Origin of the sequence: Nocardia sp. NPDC050630, assembly GCF_044457245.1 — a bacterium.
In the GTDB taxonomy this organism is placed as follows: Bacteria; Actinomycetota; Actinomycetes; order Mycobacteriales; family Mycobacteriaceae; genus Nocardia.
In genome coordinates, this window is the sequence record NZ_JBITGN010000020.1 from 136,755 (window position 1) to 154,795 (window position 18,041).

The 18,041-nt window shown below is 64.9% G+C and carries 16 protein-coding genes, 1 tRNA gene and 1 pseudogene; 10 read left to right on the forward strand and 8 right to left on the reverse strand.

Annotation, left to right across the window (positions count from 1 at the left end; translation table 11 throughout):
• The first annotated feature begins 13 nt into the window (after positions 1–13).
• Genes ACIBG0_RS34505 through ACIBG0_RS34515 form a run of 3 tightly spaced genes read left to right on the forward strand, consistent with a single transcriptional unit; the run spans position 14 to position 2,398 of the window.
• Positions 14–1,072, forward strand: a complete 1,059-nt coding sequence (locus ACIBG0_RS34505) for a YncE family protein (protein WP_397038454.1) — start codon at positions 14–16, stop codon at positions 1,070–1,072.
• Positions 1,072–1,317, forward strand: coding sequence for a DUF5703 family protein (locus tag ACIBG0_RS34510; RefSeq protein ID WP_040691094.1), 246 nt, complete (start codon positions 1,072–1,074; stop codon positions 1,315–1,317). The genes ACIBG0_RS34505 and ACIBG0_RS34510 overlap by 1 nt, the downstream gene beginning before the upstream one ends.
• Positions 1,318–1,321: 4 nt before the next feature.
• Positions 1,322–2,398 carry a quinone-dependent dihydroorotate dehydrogenase gene (locus ACIBG0_RS34515; RefSeq protein WP_397038456.1) on the forward strand — a complete coding sequence of 359 codons (1,077 nt, stop codon included), beginning with the start codon at positions 1,322–1,324 and terminating at the stop codon, positions 2,396–2,398.
• 70 nt (positions 2,399–2,468) lie between these two features.
• On the opposite strand, the gene ACIBG0_RS34520 is transcribed toward ACIBG0_RS34515, so the two are convergent.
• Together ACIBG0_RS34520 and ACIBG0_RS34525 are read right to left on the reverse strand one after the other, a co-directional pair.
• A complete protein-coding gene (locus ACIBG0_RS34520) occupies positions 2,469–2,858 on the reverse strand; it encodes a hypothetical protein (protein ID WP_397038458.1) in 390 nt (129 codons plus the stop codon).
• On the reverse strand, positions 2,855–3,178 hold the full coding sequence (locus ACIBG0_RS34525) for a hypothetical protein (RefSeq protein WP_397038459.1): 324 nt from the start codon (positions 3,176–3,178) through the stop codon (positions 2,855–2,857). Before ACIBG0_RS34525 ends, ACIBG0_RS34520 begins: the two co-directional genes overlap by 4 nt.
• Positions 3,179–3,636: 458 nt before the next feature.
• Here ACIBG0_RS34525 and ACIBG0_RS34530 point away from each other — a divergent pair, with 458 nt between their 5' ends.
• The 3 genes from ACIBG0_RS34530 to ACIBG0_RS34540 all read left to right on the forward strand — a co-directional run bounded on the left by ACIBG0_RS34530 (position 3,637) and on the right by ACIBG0_RS34540 (position 8,031).
• Positions 3,637–5,139: a PfkB family carbohydrate kinase gene (locus ACIBG0_RS34530; protein ID WP_397038461.1), complete on the forward strand. Its 1,503-nt coding sequence runs from the start codon at positions 3,637–3,639 to the stop codon at positions 5,137–5,139.
• Positions 5,140–5,280: 141 nt separating this feature from the next.
• Positions 5,281–6,015, forward strand: coding sequence for a GTP cyclohydrolase II (locus ACIBG0_RS34535; RefSeq protein WP_397038463.1), 735 nt, complete (start codon positions 5,281–5,283; stop codon positions 6,013–6,015).
• A gap of 183 nt (positions 6,016–6,198) precedes the next feature.
• Positions 6,199–8,031, forward strand: a complete 1,833-nt coding sequence (locus ACIBG0_RS34540; RefSeq protein WP_397038464.1) for an AMP-dependent synthetase/ligase — start codon at positions 6,199–6,201, stop codon at positions 8,029–8,031.
• Positions 8,032–8,084: 53 nt separating this feature from the next.
• Here the strand turns inward: ACIBG0_RS34540 and ACIBG0_RS34545 are convergent, their stop codons facing one another.
• A complete protein-coding gene (locus ACIBG0_RS34545; RefSeq protein ID WP_397038466.1) occupies positions 8,085–8,621 on the reverse strand; it encodes a YbhB/YbcL family Raf kinase inhibitor-like protein in 537 nt (178 codons plus the stop codon).
• Between the two features lie 18 nt (positions 8,622–8,639).
• Complete coding sequence (locus ACIBG0_RS34550) at positions 8,640–10,001, reverse strand: M20/M25/M40 family metallo-hydrolase (protein ID WP_397038468.1); 1,362 nt, start codon at positions 9,999–10,001, stop codon at positions 8,640–8,642.
• A gap of 193 nt (positions 10,002–10,194) precedes the next feature.
• Between ACIBG0_RS34550 and ACIBG0_RS34555 the strand changes: the two genes are divergently transcribed.
• Positions 10,195–11,070, forward strand: coding sequence for a lysophospholipid acyltransferase family protein (locus ACIBG0_RS34555; protein ID WP_397038470.1), 876 nt, complete (start codon positions 10,195–10,197; stop codon positions 11,068–11,070).
• Positions 11,071–11,074: 4 nt separating this feature from the next.
• Here ACIBG0_RS34555 and ACIBG0_RS34560 read toward each other — a convergent pair whose 3' ends face one another.
• Positions 11,075–11,431: a winged helix-turn-helix transcriptional regulator gene (locus ACIBG0_RS34560; RefSeq protein WP_397038486.1), complete on the reverse strand. Its 357-nt coding sequence runs from the start codon at positions 11,429–11,431 to the stop codon at positions 11,075–11,077.
• Between the two features lie 157 nt (positions 11,432–11,588).
• Between ACIBG0_RS34560 and ACIBG0_RS34565 the strand changes: the two genes are divergently transcribed.
• Positions 11,589–11,673 (forward strand) — tRNA-Leu (locus tag ACIBG0_RS34565).
• A gap of 12 nt (positions 11,674–11,685) precedes the next feature.
• Here the strand turns inward: ACIBG0_RS34565 and ACIBG0_RS34570 are convergent.
• Positions 11,686–13,278: a recombinase family protein gene (locus ACIBG0_RS34570; protein WP_397038488.1), complete on the reverse strand. Its 1,593-nt coding sequence runs from the start codon at positions 13,276–13,278 to the stop codon at positions 11,686–11,688.
• A 6-nt stretch (positions 13,279–13,284) separates the two neighbouring features.
• A pseudogene (locus ACIBG0_RS34575) lies at positions 13,285–13,722 on the reverse strand (CBS domain-containing protein); the annotation flags it as partial.
• Between the two features lie 505 nt (positions 13,723–14,227).
• Here ACIBG0_RS34575 and ACIBG0_RS34580 point away from each other — a divergent pair.
• Positions 14,228–15,073 carry an alpha/beta fold hydrolase gene (locus ACIBG0_RS34580; protein ID WP_397038471.1) on the forward strand — a complete coding sequence of 282 codons (846 nt, stop codon included), beginning with the start codon at positions 14,228–14,230 and terminating at the stop codon, positions 15,071–15,073.
• Between the two features lie 136 nt (positions 15,074–15,209).
• On the opposite strand, the gene ACIBG0_RS34585 is transcribed toward ACIBG0_RS34580, so the two are convergent.
• The gene (locus tag ACIBG0_RS34585) at positions 15,210–17,216 is read right to left on the reverse strand and encodes an APC family permease (protein ID WP_397038473.1); all 2,007 of its coding nucleotides are present in this window, start codon (positions 17,214–17,216) and stop codon (positions 15,210–15,212) included.
• Between the two features lie 130 nt (positions 17,217–17,346).
• On the opposite strand from ACIBG0_RS34585, the gene ACIBG0_RS34590 reads away from it, so the two are divergent.
• Positions 17,347–17,706 (forward strand): hypothetical protein, encoded by a 360-nt coding sequence (locus ACIBG0_RS34590; RefSeq protein WP_397038474.1) that lies wholly within the window; start codon positions 17,347–17,349, stop codon positions 17,704–17,706.
• Positions 17,707–18,041 lie beyond the last annotated feature (335 nt).

Sequence of the window (18,041 nt, forward strand, 5' to 3'; positions counted from 1 at the left end):
AGGAGTTCGGTGGATGCGCCCATATGGTTCGCTACCCGCGGCGCTCGCGGGTGTGGCGGTGCTGGCGCTGATCGCCGGATGTTCCTCCGCTTCCGATAGCGACAAGCTCGAGACTCGACCGGCGGCGACTGCGGCGGTCGCGCCCGAGCAGAGTGCGCACCCCGCCGGGGACATATGGGGCCTCGGCAACCCGGTCGGCGGACTATTGGCCGAGGCGGCCACCGGACAACTTGTCGCGCTCGAAGCGAGCCGCGAGACCAGCAGAATGTTGTTCGTCATCAACCCCGTGACGTTCACCCGCCTCGATCCCACCGGCGCGCCGAACGAGCAGATGCGCACCCTCCTGCTGCCCGCCAACGGTGCCGGCTTGGCACAGGGCAAGCCGGGTGAAGTGCTGATCCCCGGCGACCACCGGATCATGCGAGTCGACATCACCTCCGGCGTGACCACCGAGGTGCCGGTGGACGGTGATGCCAGATCGGTGCGCTACCGCGACGACGGCACGCTGTTCGTCGGCACCGCCGATGGCAAAGTGCGCGAACTATCCCCCGACGGCACGGTCACCGGCACCATTTCCGGGCTAGCCTCCGCCGATGCCCTCGCCGTCACTGGCAACCATGTCTCGGTCCTGGACCGCCGCCAGACCTCGCTGACCCAGCTCGACCTCGGCAAAGACCGCCTCGGTCTGGCACTGCGCGCGGGTGACGGCGCGACCAACCTGATCACCGATCCGTTCGGCCGTATCACCGTCACCGATACCGCCGGTGACGAACTGCTGGTCTACACTGCCGGACCGCTCGTATTGCGGCAGCGATTCCCGGTAGGATCGTCGCCTTACGCGCTTGCCTACGATCAGCGGTCCGACACCGTGTGGGTGACGTGTACCCAGAGCAATGAAGTCGTCGGATTCGACCTGTCGACGGGTATACCGAAAGAGGTGGGTCGTTATCCGACGGTTCGCCAGCCGAACTCGGTGACCATCGACGAGCGTACCGGTGACCTGTTCGTCGGTTCCGCGACCGGAGACGGTCTGCAACGGATCCGGGCGGACCAGCGGAAGAAAGGGCAGTGATGGCGCCACAATCACGCGCAGCGCTACCGGCGAGCTGGGAAACCACCAGTGACGACTACGAATACGTGCCGCTGCGGCTCCCACCGGAGGTAACCCGGGTGACGGCCTCGATGCGACTGGCCATCCAAGCCGAATTCGGCGGCTGGGAATTGTCGCGGGTGCGCGCTTACACCGACGGCAGCAGGCGGGTGCTGCTGCGGCGCCGAAAAACCGCACTACTACCCCAGCCCGAACCGGGAATGTGAGGCCATGTATTCACTGCTGCTGCGCCTGATGTTCCTGCTGCCGCCGGAACGCATCCACCATCTGGCGTTCACGGTCATGCGGCTTGCGGCCCGGTTCGCGCTGTCGCGCTGGGCGATGACGAAGATGCTGACCACCGACGACCCGATCCTGCGCAACCACGCCTTCGGTATCGACTTTCCCGCGCCGCTGGGGCTGGCGGCCGGATTCGACAAGAACGCCGACGGTGTGAACGCTTGGGCGCCCCTAGGATTCGGATTCGCTGAAATCGGCACCGTCACCGCGCAGGCTCAGCCGGGCAATCCCACGCCGCGGCTTTTCCGGTTGCCCGCCGACCATGGCCTGATCAACCGGATGGGGTTCAACAACCACGGTGCCGCAGCAGCGGCCGACTATCTGCGCAATCGACGCGGCGGTGTCCCGATCGGCGCGAATATCGGTAAAACGAAAATCGTCGAACCCGCCGACGCGGCCGCCGATTACGCGGTGAGCGCATCCTTGCTCGGGCCGCTGGCCGACTTCGTCGTCGTCAATGTCAGCTCCCCCAATACCCCGGGTCTGCGGGATCTGCAGGCCGTTGAATCCCTGCGCCCGGTGCTGCAGGCCGTCCTCGACAGCGTCGAGGTCCCGGTGCTGGTGAAAATCGCCCCCGACCTGTCCGATGACGATGTGGACGCCGTCGCCGATCTCGCGGTGGAACTCGGCCTCGCTGGGATCGTCGCCACCAACACCACCATCCGTCGCGACGGCCTGCGCACCGATCCCGGCGAGGTCGCGGCCATGGGTGCGGGTGGGTTGTCCGGTCCTCCGGTCGCCGAGCGCTCGCTGGAAGTGCTGCGGCGGCTCTACCGGCGCGTGGGCGATCGTCTGGTGTTGATCTCGGTCGGCGGTATCGAAACCGCCGACCAGGCCTGGGAGCGCATCTTGGCCGGCGCGACCCTGCTGCAGGGCTACACCGGCTTCATCTACGGCGGACCATTCTGGATGCGCCACATCCACCGCGGCATCGCCCAGCGGCTGCGCGAAGCCGGTTACCACTCGATCGCCGAGGCGGTCGGCGCGGAGCACGTAGCACATACCTGATCTACCGCACGACCACCATGGCCTCCGAAGGTTCCCTCCGACGGCCGATGCTTCGCGGCGCCGCCCGCTTTCAGAACACCCACGGCGTTCGGTCGGCGTGCAGCGACATCCGGGCGCGCCCGGCGGCTTCACAGTCCATCGGGGCGCCCTGGATCCCGTTGGGACGGTGGCGTAGTCGGGCCAGCATCCGTTTCGACAGCAGGATCACCGCCTGCTCCGAGATGATGCCGACACGTCCGGCCAGGATGGCCGCGTCGGCATGGGCATGCCGATCGTGCACGATATCCGGATCGCTGAGGATCTCGTCGAGTTCCATGCCCGCGAGCGCCTGCTCGCGGGTCAGCAGTCGATCCGGCAGCCAGCTCAATCGCCAGACCGCGGCCCCCGACCTGTTCTGGCGGTACGCCGACTCGGGGGTGATATCGCTGATCATGGTCCAGTCGGTGGTGTCGACGGTCATGGGTGCCTCCGGTGTAGCAATTCGAGCGTGGTCACGAATGGGCTCCTGTCGAGCATCCGTTGGTGCAGCGTGCGCAGTGCCTGCTGCACGGTGATACCGAGTTGTTCGGCCAATGTCCGCGCGTGCGTCTCGTGGTCCGATGCCAGGTCCGGGTGGCTCAGAATCTCCTGCAATCGCATTCCGGCCCAGGCCTGTTCGCGGCTGAGCCGGTCCGGTAGCCAGCTCAATCGCCATGCCGGTTCCTCGCGGCCCGCCCGCCACGCCCATTCCTCGGGCGTGCGGCTGCTGGTCATCGACCGGCTGCATTCATAGATCGTCACGACTGTCTCCAGGGATGCCAGAGCTTGTCCCCGACCGCATTTCGGCGCACTGAGCCCCGGTCGACCTGCCTCACGGTCAGCCGGGGCTCGTTACTGTCGGATGGAGCAGGCGAGGAAGTCGGCGGGATCGGGTGAAATAGCATCCCGGCGAACTCGATTCGCCTAGACCGTGGCAAGGTTCGCGGCGAGCTCGGTTTGTGTGCCGCCGGCCCTTGGCTCCCCGCGTCGCCGTGCGTGCCGTATCAGCAGAATCACTCTCATCACCAGGGCCCTCCCGAGTCATCTGGCGGACGACGCTTGGTCGCCGTAACTCAGTGCGGCATTTGCCGTTCCGTGTGGTCAATTGCCGTTGTAAGTTGGTAATTGCCGGTTCGCTCAACGGCTAAACCCTGGACGATTGGCATATCGTGAGAGTGGTACAAGGAACGATCACGGCGTCATGGAGGACAAGCCCGCCTATGGTCCAGCTGGACTCACGCACGATTGCCATCCGCAACATCCTCACCAGGCTCAGCAAACGCTCGGGGCTGAGTGCGGATCGGTTGCGTACTACCGAAATCGACGTGGCTGCCCTGCTGGATTTATCCGTCATCCGCCAGCGGGCGCAGCAGGAGGGGCTGTCGGCGGAGGAAGTCGTGTTGCCCGTCGTTCGTGACCTCGCGCGACAACTGGACCCGACCAATCGGTTGATCGCCGATGCCGAACTGTCGTTGGGACTGTTGCGTGAAAAGCCCCCGGCCGGAATAGATCTCGAGCGCTTGTACGCGGCCGACCTCGGCGAGCGTCGCGAGTATCTGACCGAGCAGTGGCGGAGCCTGCACGAGACGTACGGCGCCGATTTCGTACCGCCCGCACCGACTGTGCGTTCATTGCGGGCCACACCCGAGCGACGCGCATTTACCGAATTGGCGGGCAAGCTCGCGGCCGCGGCGGCCTATTCGACCCCGAACTACCGGTTCACCCCTGAACCGAAAGTGCTGATCACGCTGCCGGATACGCTGCCGCGCCGTGGTGTGGTCACGGTCATCGGCTCGGCGCTCATCGACCACATCTACCGGATCGGCCAGATCCCATCGGCGGGCAAATCCACGCCGGGCAGCTTTGAAGTGCATGCGGGCGGTAAGGGGCTCAACCGTGCGGTGGCGGCCGCACGCCTCGGGCTACGGGCTCGACTCGTCTCAGCGGTCGGCAGCGATGATGCCGGTAAGCACATTCTCAACTATTTGCGGACTGAGAACGTCGATACCGAGTTGGTCAAGGTGGTCGATGGCGCGACGACGAATGTCTCCGCGGTCATGATCACCAGCACGGGTGTTTCCAGCAAAATCGGCTGCGAGGACGACCGCATCTGGCAGGGAGCGCACGCGGTGAGCGAACCGCGGTTTCGCGAGGTGCTCGCAGGTTCGGATGCGGTCGTATTGACCTTCGAGCAGCCCTCCGATGCGATCAAAGATGTGTTGGCGGCCATCGGGGAGATGGACCGGCGGCCATCGTTGGTGGTGAACCCCTCGCCGCCGATCAATGCGCCGCAGTACCTTTACCAGCATTTCGGCACCATCGACTATCTCGTCGGCTCGACGTGGGAACTGCGCGCATTGCTGCCAGGGGACGCGCCCGCGTCGGCAACCGAGGTGGCGCAACGGCTGCGCAGTCTGGGTGTGCGCGGGGTCTGCGTGATCGATGGCTTCCGTTGCATCGTCAGGTCTGACGAGATCACTGCCGATATCGCGGATTTTCCGGTGGCACTGGAGGATGCGCCGGGCGCCGCAGCGGCTTTCTCCGCCGCGCTGGTGTCGAAGATCGTCGCAACGGGCCGACCGGCCGACGAACCGGTATTCCGCTGGGCGACCGCGGCCATGGTCGCGACCCAGTCGTTCGGTGACATTCCGGACGCGATGCCATCGGTTCGGGATATCGACCGCATCGTCCAGCTCGCCGGGGAAGAGTGCGCCGGCGCGTAACATGCGCGAGGGTGCGGCTCGAAGAGATTTACAGCGCTGAAATCGGTGATCGAGTTACAGTTTGTCGTTCGCTGGCAGCCCGGATCTTCTCACGCCGCAAACGGCGGCAAACCCAACTATTCCATCGTCTTCGGAGGAGCATTGACCACAGCTGTGCCGACGCTTGGTGAGACCGCCCATCGGCTCACCCGCAAGGGGCAGGATCTGCAGGTTCGTGTGATGGAAGTGGCCGGCGGCGCCGAGTACGGGCATGTGCTCGTCTTCGGCGAAGCCGACGATGGGTGTCTGGTCCGGGTGCATTCGCGGTGTCTATACGGCGAGGGTCTCGGTTCGGATGATTGCGATTGCGGGCCGGAACTCGACAAGTCCCTGGACCTGATCTGGGCTGAGGGCAGGGGTGTCCTGGTCTACCTGGAACAAGAGGGCCGCGGTGTCGGGCTGGTCGCCAAGGCGCTGGGCTACCGGGAAAGTCAACAGTCGGGAGCTGACACCTTCACCAGCTACGAGCGGCTCGGATTCCCTGCCGACAGTCGTAGTTATCTGCACGCGGCCAAAAGCCTGCAGGATCTGGGACTGACCCGGGTGCGTCTGCTCACCAACAATCCGGACAAGGTCGCCGAACTGCGTGCCGCCGGTCTCACGGTGATCATGGAACCGCTGCTGACTACTGCACTCAGTGCGCGGGCCGCGGCATATCTGGAATCGAAGCGTCGTCGCCGTGGCCATCTCATCCCGACGGGCGAGGTGCCATGGGCTCCGGACGTACAACCGGTACTCAAACGCAAGAGCCGCATCTGGCGCATTTTCACCATCCGCGGCCCGGTTCGGCGCGCTCGTCGCCGCGCCACGCAACCAGCACCCCCCGCGTCCAAGTAACGGACACGATTACCCCGGTCTGGCTACCATGAGTGAGCCGCGCCACATGGTGCTATCACACCGCGTGACACGATGAGATAGAGTCGCTTGCAATCTATCAGTAGCAGCGGGTCTCGAACCGTATGGAAACCATGCGGTCGCATGCCGGGCGCGGTTCACGCCAGAGATATCGGGAACGGGAAGATGACGACAACAGAAATCGGTTTCGCGCATGAGTCCGGCAAGACGGTGTACACGGTGCCGGAGGCATTCCAGGAGACCGTGAAGTTACGACCCGATCAGGTCGCGTTGCGGACGGTCGGGGGCACCACGCAGATCAGCTGGCGCGAATACGGCGAGCGGGTGCGCACGTTGGCGGCAGGACTGGCCGGGCTCGGCGTCGGCCACGGCGACACCGTCGGCATCATGCTCACCAACCGGCCCGAGTTCAATCTGATCGATACGGCCGCCCTGCATCTCGGCGCCACCCCGTTCTCGATCTACAACACCAGCTCCCCCGAGCAGATCACGCATCTGTTCACCAATGCGGAGAACAAGGTAGTGATCACCGAGCGCGCCTTCCTCGACGTCATCAAGGGTGCGGGCGTGCAGCTCGAGCACATCGTGGTGGTGGACGGGCCGGCCGCCGATACGGTCAGCCTGGCCGACCTCGAGGCAAATCCCGCCGCCGACTTCGATTTCGACGCCGCCTGGCAGGCGGTGACCCCCGACGATCTCGCCACACTGATCTACACCTCGGGCACCACCGGCCCATCCAAGGGCGTGGAGATCACCCACCGCAATGTGCTGGCCCAAATCATCGCACTGGTCAACGGTCCATTGCGGGTCGGCTTCGACGACCGCGCCATCTCCTATCTGCCCGCCGCGCACGTCGCCGACCGCATCTCCGGCCATGCCATCAGCCTGCTCACCGGCATCCTGATCACCTGTGTGCCGGATCCGCGTGAGATCGCCTCCGCACTGCCCGACGCGCGTCCCACCGTCTTCTTCGGCGTGCCCAGGGTGTGGCAGAAGATCAAGGCCGGTATCGACGGCAAGGTGGCCACCGAAGCGAGCCCGGTGAAGAAGGCACTGGCGAACTGGGCTATCAACACCGGCATCGCCGCCGCGCGCGCCGATCTCGCCGGTAAAGGGCGCAGCCCGGTACTCGCCGCGCAGTACAAGCTCGCCGACGCGCTGGTGCTGTCGAAGCTGCGGGCCGCACTCGGGCTGGACAACCTCAAGGTTGCCGCCTCCGGTGCCGCCGCGATCCCGGCCGAAACTCTCGAATACTTCCTCGGACTCGGGTTCACCGTCAGCGAGGTGTGGGGCATGTCGGAAACCACCGGCGTGGCCACCTACACCGAACTGGCCAAGCCGCGCCCGGGTTCGGTCGGCCGGGCTGTCGAAGGCCTCGAGCTACGGCTCGGCGAGGACGGCGAACTGCTGGTGCGCGGCGCGATCGTCACCCCGGGCTACCGCAAGCAGCCCGATAAGACCAAGGAGGCACTCGACGCCGACGGTTGGCTGGCCACCGGCGATGTCGCCACCATCGATGCCGACGGCTATGTGCGCATCGTGGACCGCAAAAAGGAACTGATCATCAACGAGTCGGGTAAGAATATCTCCCCGACCAATATCGAGAACGCGGTCAAGGCGGCCTCCTCGCTGGTCGGTCAGGTGGTGGCGATCGGTGAGGCCAAGCCGTTCATCTCGGCGCTGATCGTGCTCGATCCGGATACCGCCGCCATTCGAGCCAAGGAAATCGACGCGCCCGCCGACGATTTGGCCGCACTGGCCACCCGCAAGGAGATCCTCGACGACGTGCTGGCCGCGGTCGTCGCGGGCAACCGCAAACTGTCGCGGGTCGAGCAGATCAAGCGGTTCACGGTAGTCGGCACACCGTGGGAGCCGGGTGGTGACGAGCTGACCCCGACCATGAAGCTCAAGCGCAACCCGATCGCGGCGAAATATGCCGAGGAGATCGCCTCGCTCTACGCCACGCCGCTGCCCGAATCGGTGGTGAACGTCTCCTAACGACCGGTGGCCCTGAGCAAAAGCTCAGGGCCACCGTCATTTTCCACTATCTGCTAGGCGACCTCGTACTTGGCGACGATGGTGGCGCGGGCCAGAGTGTGGGAGAACAGGTTGAACCCGAGGAAGGCGGGCGTGCCGTTCTCATCGATCTCCAACCGCTCCACATCCACCGCGTGCACGACGATGAAGTAGCGGTGGTAACCGTGTCCGGCCGGAGGCGCGGCACCGACGAATCCCGGGAACGCGCCATCATTGCGCAACGTGACCGCACCCTCGGGCAGCACCCCGCCCTCACTGCCCGCCCCGCGTGGCAGCGAGGTGGTGCTCACCGGAATATTGGCCACCGCCCAGTGCCAGAAACCGGCTGCGGTCGGTGCGTCCGGGTCGTAGACAGTGACCGCGAAACTCTTTGTCTGCGCGGGGAATCCGGACCAGGACAGCTGCGGCGAGACATCCTTGCCGCCCGCGCCGAACACGCCGCTGACCTGATCGTTGCCGAAGCTCTCGCCATCGGCCACATCCTCCGAGGTCACCGTGAAGCTGGGTACCTCGGGCAGTGCGTCGTACGGGTTGTAGGAGTAGTCGGGCACGGTGAGTCCTTTCGATCGTCAGCTGTTCAACAGGAAGTGTTCCAGCACCCGGGTGCCGAATTCGAGTGCCTGCACCGGAACCCGCTCATCGACGCCGTGGAACAGTGCCGTGAAGTCCAATTCCGGCGGAAGTTGCAGCGGTGCGAAACCGAAGCAGCGAATACCCAAGCGGGCGAAGGCCTTTGCGTCGGTGCCGCCGGAGAGCATATAGGGCACGGTGCGGCCCTGCGGGTCGTGGGCGAGAATGGCGTCGTTCATCGCATCGACGAGATGTCCGTCGAAGGTCGTTTCGTAGGAATCGAGTTTGGTGATCCACTCGCGCTCGACATCCGGGCCGATCAGCTCGTCCACCTCGCGCTCGAATGCCGCCTGCCGTCCCGGCACCACGCGACAGTCCACGACCGCCTCGGCGGTCTGCGGAATCACATTCGCCTTGTAACCCGCCTGCAGCATGGTCGGATTCGCGGTATCGCGCAGTGTCGCGCCGATGATGCGCGAGATCGTGCCCAACTTCGCGAGCTGACCCTCGATATCGGGACTAGACGGATCGAACTCCAAGCCGGTCTCCTCGGCAACCGCCGCCAGGAACTCGGCGACAGAATCCGAAAGCACCAGGGGGAAAGTGTGTTTGCCCAGGCGCGCCACCGCCGCGGCCAGGATCGTCACGGCATTGTCCTCGTGCAGGAACGAACCGTGACCGGCACGGGCCTTGGCGCGCAAGCGCATCCAACCGAGTCCCTTCTCGGCGGTCTCCACCAGATACAACCGGCGGTCGGTGCCGTCCGGGCGTGGCACGGTCAGCGAGAAACCGCCGACCTCCCCTACCGCCTCGGTGACGCCCTCGAACAGATCGGGCCGATTCTGCACCAGCCACTGCGAACCCCACTTGCCGCCGTTCTCCTCATCGGCGAGGAAGGCGAAGACGATATCGCGCGGCGGCACCGTCCCCTCGATCTTGAACTGGCGCGCGATGGCCAGCATCATCCCGACCATATCCTTCATATCGATCGCGCCACGCCCCCACACATAGCCGTCGCGCACCGCGCCCGAGAACGGGTGCACACTCCAGTCCGCGGCTTCGGCGGGCACTACATCCAGATGACCGTGGATCAGCAGCGCGCCGCGGCTGGAATCGGCCCCCTTCAGTCGTGCGAACACATTTCCGCGACCCGGTGCGCCCGACTCCACGTACTCGGTCGTGTACCCCGCCTGATGCAGCTGATCGGCCACCCACTGCGCGCATTCGCGCTCCCCCTTGGTGGTGGCCAGATCCCCAGTGTTGGAGGTGTCGAACCGGATCAGCGTACTGACCAATTCGACCACCTCGGAGACAGCACGAGATGTGGTGTTCGGACCGGATACTTCGCCAGTTGCAGACACGTACCCTTTCCTACCACCTGACACGGCCCCCATGGCGCCATAGCCGTTCCCGCATGGCATCCGCCGCCATCGCCGAGGTGCACGATCGCGCGCGGGTTCGGGTCGATTCACGCTGATCGCAATCGCCGATGCTGTGTGGTCGCGGCATTGCAGGGTATGTCTCGGGCAAATCCTTGACCGGAAAGCCGGACCCATGAAGCTGCCGAATCTGTCATTGCCGCCGATCGATAGCGCGACCGACTGGGTCGCCCAGCAGGTCCGAGCGCGGGTTCCCAAAGCGAATATGAACGACCGGGACCCCGCCTTCATCGCCCACACGGTCGGACCGTCCTGGCAGCTGGTTCGCGCGTACTTCCGGGCGGAGGTACGCGGTATGGAGCGGATACCGGAAACAGGCCCGGTGCTGTTGGTAGGCAACCACTCCGGTGGCAATGTCTCCCCCGAGGCAGTCGTGACGATCCTCGCGCTCGCGCACTATTTCGGACCCGACCGTCCCTTCTATCAACTCGCCCACAATCTGGTGATGGCCGTACCGCTGCTCGGCATGTTCCTGTCCCGCTTCGGCACGGTGGCGGCCGATCGCGACAGTGCCAAGGCGGCATTGCGCAGCGGTGCGGCGGTGCTGGTGTATCCCGGCGGCGACTGGGAGGTGCACCGCCCGACCTGGGAGGAGGACCAGCTCGATTTCGCCGGACGCACCGGATTCCTGCGACTGGCCTGGGAAGAAGACGTGCCGATCGTGCCGTTCGTGAACTACGGCGCGCAGCAGAACGCCCTCATGCTCACCCGTGGCGACCGGATCGCTCGGCTGCTGCGGCTGGATCGGACGCTGCGATTGAAGGTGTTCCCGATTTCGCTGGCGCTGCCGTGGGGCCTGAATATCAGCGACCTCGCCGGGCATATTCCGTTGCCGACGAAGGTGACGGTCGAATTCCTGCCGCCGATCGACCTGAACCAGATATTGGGGTCGGAGCTGGATGTGGATCGTGGCTACGAGTACGTCACCGGGATCATGCAGGAGGCCTTGTCGAAGCTGGCCGAAGAACGCACGCTGCCGATCCTGGGATGAGCCATCACGCGGGCGGGTGGACGCGCCCGGCGCCGATCCGGTCGATCCGATCGCGCCCCCACGCACCAAGCGGTCCCAGCGCCGCATTGAGTGCGCTCCCCAATTCGGTCAGCCGGTATTCGACCTTCGGCGGCACCTCGCGGTAGATCTCACGATCCACAATGCCGTCCTCCTCCAGCTCCCGCAGCTGCTGGATCAGCATCTTCTCCGATACACCCGGCAGGCCGCGGCGCAGTTCTCCGAAGCGTCGCACGCCGTGATTCGCCAACTCCCACAGGATCAGCGCCTTCCACTTACCGCCCACCACATCCATCGCCGCGTCGATGCCGCAGAAGTACGGTCCGGATCTTTTCGCACCCATCGCCACCCGTTTCCACATGCGCATCGGGAAGTACTGGATCGAATCGTAGGTACTCATCACCAGCCCGGGCAAGACGGGCCCGCAACATGAAAATCACCAGCTAAACCCGCGATTTGGTCAACGCCGCCACGATCCGATAACCTTGCTGAGCACACCGGTCCGGGTGGCGGAATGGCAGACGCGCTAGCTTGAGGTGCTAGTGCCCTTTATCGGGCGTGGGGGTTCAAGTCCCCCTCCGGACACTTACCATAACCTCAACTGTGCGGGTCGAGAGATGTCTCGACCCGCATGAGTCGTTTTGCGGGGTGGTAGGTCATTTGCAGGTTGAGGTGCCGGTAGACCTCGGCTTTGTCCAGCGGATCCGCCCCGGACAGCACGTGCCGGATATCTCCGAGTTCCTTGATGAGACAGCCGATCTCCTCGCTGGTCATTCGCCGTTGCCTTGTGATCGGCCGCGAACGGGCGAGGGCTTCGGCACGGCGGGCTTGCACCTCGGCCATCCAGTGCGCCACTAGATGCGGGTCGGCACCGGCTTCCAAGGCTGCCCGGTGTCGGGCCAGGATCCGGTCACAATCCTCGATCGCCTGTGCGACGGCCGCCGCTGACGGGTCGAGGTCATGGTCGGGTTGTGCCCGGTAGAGGGCATCTATGGTCTCGGCAACTCGGTGCGGGGCGAAGCAGGTGCCCAGCCAATCATCGAGTGGGCCGAGTAGATCCCGTTCGGCCAAATACACATTGCGGGGATGGACGACTTTGTTCGCCAGGGCGTACTCGTTGGGGTACCGGCATCGGTAGAGCAGCATGTCCCGGCTTCGCTGGCCTTGCATCCGCCGCTGGCACAGTCCACACCGCAGCCGACCGCGAAACATGTAGGTGTGGTGGGTGCGGTGTCGTTCCCGCGTTCTGCGGCCCGCTCCCTTCGCGGCCAAGACCTGCTGGGCGCGTTCGAATGTGTCGGTGTCGATGATCGGGTCGTGCACCAGCTGATCGGAGAAGACCCATTGGTCACGGTCGTTCCATCGCATCCGGGTCTCATGCCCCAAAGCGATGTCCTCGACATCGATGAGGATTTCGTCTTTGCGTTGTTTGTTCCACACCTGCCGCCCGGTGTAGCGGGGGTTGGACAGGATCACTCGAATCGCGCCCTTGGACCAGGCCACGCCGGGGCGGTGTCGGTTTCGTGCGGGGTCGTAGGCCGACGGCGACGCGACATCGTCGCGGGTCAGCGCCTCCGCGATCCCGTAAATCCCTCGGCCACCGAGATATTCGGCAAAGATCCGTCGCACGATCGGTGCGGTCACCGGATCGGTTTCCAACCGATGCAACCGCTTCCCGTCGGCGGCCTTGGCCGGATTCGGATGCGGCCCCGCGTCGGCTAACCGGTACCCATACGGAGGCCGCCCGCCCAGGAAGCGGCCCTCGACACTGGCTTGGGCGGCCATCGCCGCACGAACCCGTATCTTGATCCGGTTGCGCTCGCCCTTGCTCATACCTCCGAACACCGACATCACCAAGTCGTGGGCCTCGGAGTCCGGATCGACCGCACCGCCGACCTCAGGTACCCATAACTGCAGTCCGTAGTGGGTGAGGACCGGGAAGGTCAGGCCGTACTGGTTGCCGTAGAACGCTCGCTGCGGTTCGCCGATCACCACCGCGTCGAAACCACGATCCGGGTCCCTTATCGCCTCCAGCAGCCGCGTCGCTTGCGGTCGACGTTTCCAGGGAATCGACCGAGACTGACCGACATCGAAAAACTCGGCCACAATCTCGCCGTGCCGATCAGTCAACGCCCGCGCCCTCTGCCAATTCCGGGACGCCTCCGGATCCTGCTGATCCTCGGTCGACACCCGCCCCTGCAATGCGGCCTCGAGCAGCCGCGACGCGGTGATGACCCCGACGAGTTCGTTGCCCTTCATGACCGCGATCAGCGGGCAGCGCAGCCGCGCCATAACCGCGGCGACCTCGATGATGGTGTCGTCGGCTTTGGCGGGCGGCACCTTGCTCAGCCGTTCGGGGATGACATCGCGAACCTTCTTGCCACGCAATTTCGCCGCGACCTGGTCGCACATCGATTCGTTGAGCACCGCGGCCAGCGACGGGTCGTCCTGCACATACTGCGGGACGATGAACCGAACCACCTGCGAGGCCGGTAGCACCGCTTGCGGGGCGCCCGCGCCATCGGTCACCACAATGCCCGGCAAACGATGCTGGGCCAGCAGCCAAGCCGCATCCGAGGCATCGGTGTCCATGGCGACCACCGGATATTCCTCGGCTATCTGAGCAGCGCGCACATGTGCAGGATACGTCGGCGAGCGGCGTGATCACCTGTAGGAAAGACGTCAAGATCGAATACGCCACTACCATGCGCCCACTCCCCGGCTCGGTCCACGTGCCCCGAGGTCTCGGGCCACGTTTGCCGACCAGACTTCCCGACGCGCCAACAGTAAAGACGCCGTAAACGATGCCTCGGAGCAAGTCGGTTGATGCCGAGTCGGCGTCACCGAGGGGACGGCGGACCGGTGATTCCGCGACGTATATCGCCTGCAGTATGTTCGGTCTTTGCCAGGTCCCGGGATCGTCAGGACCGCAGCTGCCACGGCACGCTGGTTAACATCACACCCGACACGAACAGCGGCCGCGCTTTCAATTGCGGCGAACTCTGGTTGTGCAGTGAGTTCTCCCACCCCAACCGATTCAGATCGAGTTCCAACGATCCCATTCCAACGCTGTATTGCAACTTCGACCACCCGTCATGAGAGCTGGACGAAGCACGACCCGCCGGGGCACACTGGCGCAATGCCGACCGTATACAAGAACCCGCGTGGTCAGCGCACGGTGCGGCAATGGTGTTCGCAAGCCCTGGCGCGAGCGGACTTCCCACTCGTCAACTCAACTCTGGACACCGGCGTCGGCCGAATCGAACTTACCTCAGCCGGAACCGGAGGGCCGCGGGTCGTCGTGGTGCCCGGGACCGGCTCCAACGCCGCAGTGGCGCTGCCGTGGTTGCAGGCGCTGTCGGCCCGCTGGGCGACCACGGTGCTGGATCTGCCCGGTCAGCCCGGACTCAGCGACCCCCATCGGCCGCACCGCGGCCGGCTGGCCTGGTACGGCCGAATGCTGGAGGAGGTCCTGGCCGCCATGGAGGTGGACGGGGTGGTGCTGGTGGGCAATTCGCTGGGCGCCGCAGTGGCCTTGGCCGCCGACTCGCCCCGGATCGCGGGACGGGCACTGGTCTCACCCGCTGGTTTCATGCGTCTGACGGTGGACCCGAAACTGGCGCTGGCTTCGGCCGTTTGGCTACGGCGTCCCACCGCCGAACACACCCGCCGCATGCTCGGGTTGTTCGTCGCCCCAGGCGAGGACCCGCCAGAGATCGAGGTGGAATGGATGACCCTCATGGCCGCCTGTTGCCGCACCACCCTAGCCCCGCCGCCGCTGCCCGCCGCGCTATTGGCCCGCCGCGCCGAGCGGCCCTGTGTAGTCGGGGTGGGGGAATATGACCGGTTCCTGCCACCGCGGCGACTGGCACCGGCAGTGCGCCGAACCATGAACCTCGACCTTCGGGTCTTCCCCGGCATGGGACACCTGACCACACCAGGCCACCTCGACAATGTGGTGTCACTAGTCGCCGAGGTTGCCTAACTGCCCACTACCTGAACCCAGATCAACAGATGCACCAAGCCAGCATTCGTACCGTTATAGCTCAGCGTGGGCAGTCGTGTCGTGGTCTGGTTGCCACAGCAGCCCCCCACCCCCGAAACCACTTGATCAGCACGGCCTAGTTCGGCGGCGGCGCGGCTGTGATGCCTTTGCGTACTTCGCCGGGGTGGTGTTCGGCGCGCGATAAGTCCCGCGATGCCGAGGATCGCAGCTGCCACGGCACGCTGGTCACCATCACACCTGGCTCGAACAGTAACCGGGCCTTCAACCGTAGCGAGCTCTGATTGTGCAGCAGGTTCTCCCACCAGTGCCCGACCACGTATTCGGGGATGAAGATGCTGACGACGTCACGGGGCTGGTCGCGGCGGAGTCGTTTGATGTAGTCGAGTACCGGGCGGGTGATCTCGCGGTAGGGGGATTCGATCACCTTCAACGGAATGATCACGTTGCGGCGCTCCCACTGCTGGTCCAGCAGGCGGGTATCGGCATCGTCGACGTTGACGGTGATCGCGGTCAGGGTGTCCGGGCGGGTAGCGCGGGCGAACTGCACCGCGCGCCGCGCCGCTTTGGTCCAGCCCGAGACCAGCACGATGGCGTGCACCCGGCTGGGCAGGGTTTCCTCGTCACCGTCGGCGATGTCGAGTTCGGCGCGCACCGAGGTGTAGTGGCGGTGGATGGAATACATCAACGCGACCAGCATCGGGATCGCGAACACCACCAGGTACGCGCCGTGGCTGAACTTGGTGATCATCACCACGACCAGCACGATGCCGGTGAAACAGGAACCGAACGCGTTGATCGCCCTGGCTCGATGGATGCGGCCCCGCTCGCCGGCCGTTGTGGCCGTGGCCAGTTCACGGTTCCAATGCCGCACCATGCCCGCCTGACACAGCGTGAACGAGGTGAACACCCCGACGATGTAGAGCTGGATCAACCGGGTCGCCGAACCATCGAAGGCGTAGATCAACGCGCCCGCGACGACCGCGAGCAGGATGATGCCGTTGGAAAACGCCAACCGGTCACCGCGGGTGTGGAGCTGGCGCGGCATGTACCGATGCTGCGCCAGAATCGAACTCAGCAGCGGAAACCCGTTGTAGGCGGTGTTGGCCGCCAGGACCAGGATCAGCGCCGTGGTCACCATCAGGTAGTAGAAGACCACGCTGTTGCCTCCGAATACCGCCGCGGCGATCTGCGCGATCACCGTGCGCTGCGGATCGGTGTGGCAGTCGCCGGGGAACCCGATCAGATCGCAGGTGTCCTCGGTGACCCGGGTGTGGGAGATCATCGCCAGCGCGGTCACCCCGGAGAACATCATGATCGAGATGATGCCCATCGCCGACATGGTGCGGGCCGCGTTGAGCGCCTTCGGTTTCCGGAACGCCGGAACACCATTGGAAATCGCCTCCGCACCGGTCAACGCGGTACAACCCGAGGAAAAGGCACGCAACACCAGAAACGCGACCGCCGCACCACTGAGACCGATGTGTTGGGCGTTGATCTCGTAGTGCGCGCTCTCGGCCACCGGCGCGTGACCGAACAACGCTTGGCCGAGACCAACCGCGATCATCACCAGCACACCGGCGACGAACGCATACGTCGGCACCGCGAACGCCCGCCCCGACTCCCGCACACCACGCAAATTCATCGCGGTCAAGAAAGCGATGAACCCGATATTTATCGCCACCCGATACGGATTCAGATCCGGAACCGCGGAGATGATGTTGTCCACACCCGCCGCGACCGATACCGCCACCGTCATCACATAGTCCACGAGCAGCGCCGCCGCGACCACCAGCCCCGGGACCGGCCCCAGATTCTCCGCGACCACCTCATAGGAACCACCACCGGAGGGGTAGGCCTGCACCACCTGCCGGTAGGACAAAACGACCACCGCCAGCAACACCACGACCGCACCCCCCACCCACGGCGCCAAATGGATATAGGCGAGCCCACCCAAGGTGAGGATCAGCAGAATCTCTTGTGTCGCATACGCCACCGACGACAACGGGTCACTGGCGAAAATCGGCAGCGCCAAACGCTTCGGCAGCAGCGTCTCACCGAGCCGATCACTACGAAACGGACGCCCGAGCACAAGACGCTTGACCACGTCGACCGGTGAAACCACGATGGGCCAGCCTAAGGCTCTCGACGCACGCACAGCCGTAGACATTCCGTAAATAATTCGGCCCGATCACCAAAAACGCGCGTCAAGAAGACACCTCGAGCAACTCATCCGCCGCTACCGTCCGAACATAATGTCCGCTCACACCCACCGTTCGGTGAACGACCAACCCGACGACCTCGCGAGCTTGCGCGAGCTGGTAAGCCACCGCCACGTCGTCGAAGTCCTCGACGCGCTGTCGAACCGCCCGCATGTCATCGCCGAGCTGGCCACCACCATCGCGGGCCGTCGCAGCGCTCTGATACCCGCGTTGCGGGTGCTCGCCGCGCACGGACTGATCACCACCGACAGCCCTGGCAGCTGGGACCGCCCTCCCACCGCAACCCACGCGATCGGATTGACCAGCCGAGGCGTCGACACCGTCGCATCACTGTCGCACCTCGCCATATGGAGCGCACTCTATGAACACACCGATCACGCCTGCGAGCGATAAATCCGAGCACCGGACTCGCTGAACGTTCATAACAGGCACACCACATGATCGAACCGACGACCCGACGACCCGAGGGTAGCGTCGGCCCCGGCCGAGTGCGGGAACAGGATCGCCAACGGTCCACGATCAGAACACGCGCCGACATGCTCAACTATCGAACCTCAGAAGGCATTCCGGAAGGTTCAATCGCGCAAGGCGTGCCGGATTCAAGGTTCTGACCCATGTGTTCCGCAGCCGAAACGTGGCCTGGCGCGGTCGCCGGAGGTGGTCCGGACTAGTCGATGGTTGGGTTGTAGAAGCCCCGGAGAGCAATCCGAACCACCGATAGGGTGGCT

Coding starts and splice junctions, on each gene's coding strand:
- ACIBG0_RS34520 (WP_397038458.1), bottom strand. CDS start 2,858: ATGACCGTCGACACCACCGACTGGACCATGATCAGCGATATCACCCCC.
- ACIBG0_RS34530 (WP_397038461.1), top strand. CDS start 3,637: ATGGTCCAGCTGGACTCACGCACGATTGCCATCCGCAACATCCTCACC.
- ACIBG0_RS34555 (WP_397038470.1), top strand. CDS start 10,195: ATGAAGCTGCCGAATCTGTCATTGCCGCCGATCGATAGCGCGACCGAC.
- ACIBG0_RS34510 (WP_040691094.1), top strand. CDS start 1,072: ATGGCGCCACAATCACGCGCAGCGCTACCGGCGAGCTGGGAAACCACC.
- ACIBG0_RS34505 (WP_397038454.1), top strand. CDS start 14: ATGCGCCCATATGGTTCGCTACCCGCGGCGCTCGCGGGTGTGGCGGTG.
- ACIBG0_RS34540 (WP_397038464.1), top strand. CDS start 6,199: ATGACGACAACAGAAATCGGTTTCGCGCATGAGTCCGGCAAGACGGTG.
- ACIBG0_RS34590 (WP_397038474.1), top strand. CDS start 17,347: ATGTCCGCTCACACCCACCGTTCGGTGAACGACCAACCCGACGACCTC.
- ACIBG0_RS34560 (WP_397038486.1), bottom strand. CDS start 11,431: ATGGGTGCGAAAAGATCCGGACCGTACTTCTGCGGCATCGACGCGGCG.
- ACIBG0_RS34580 (WP_397038471.1), top strand. CDS start 14,228: ATGCCGACCGTATACAAGAACCCGCGTGGTCAGCGCACGGTGCGGCAA.
- ACIBG0_RS34515 (WP_397038456.1), top strand. CDS start 1,322: ATGTATTCACTGCTGCTGCGCCTGATGTTCCTGCTGCCGCCGGAACGC.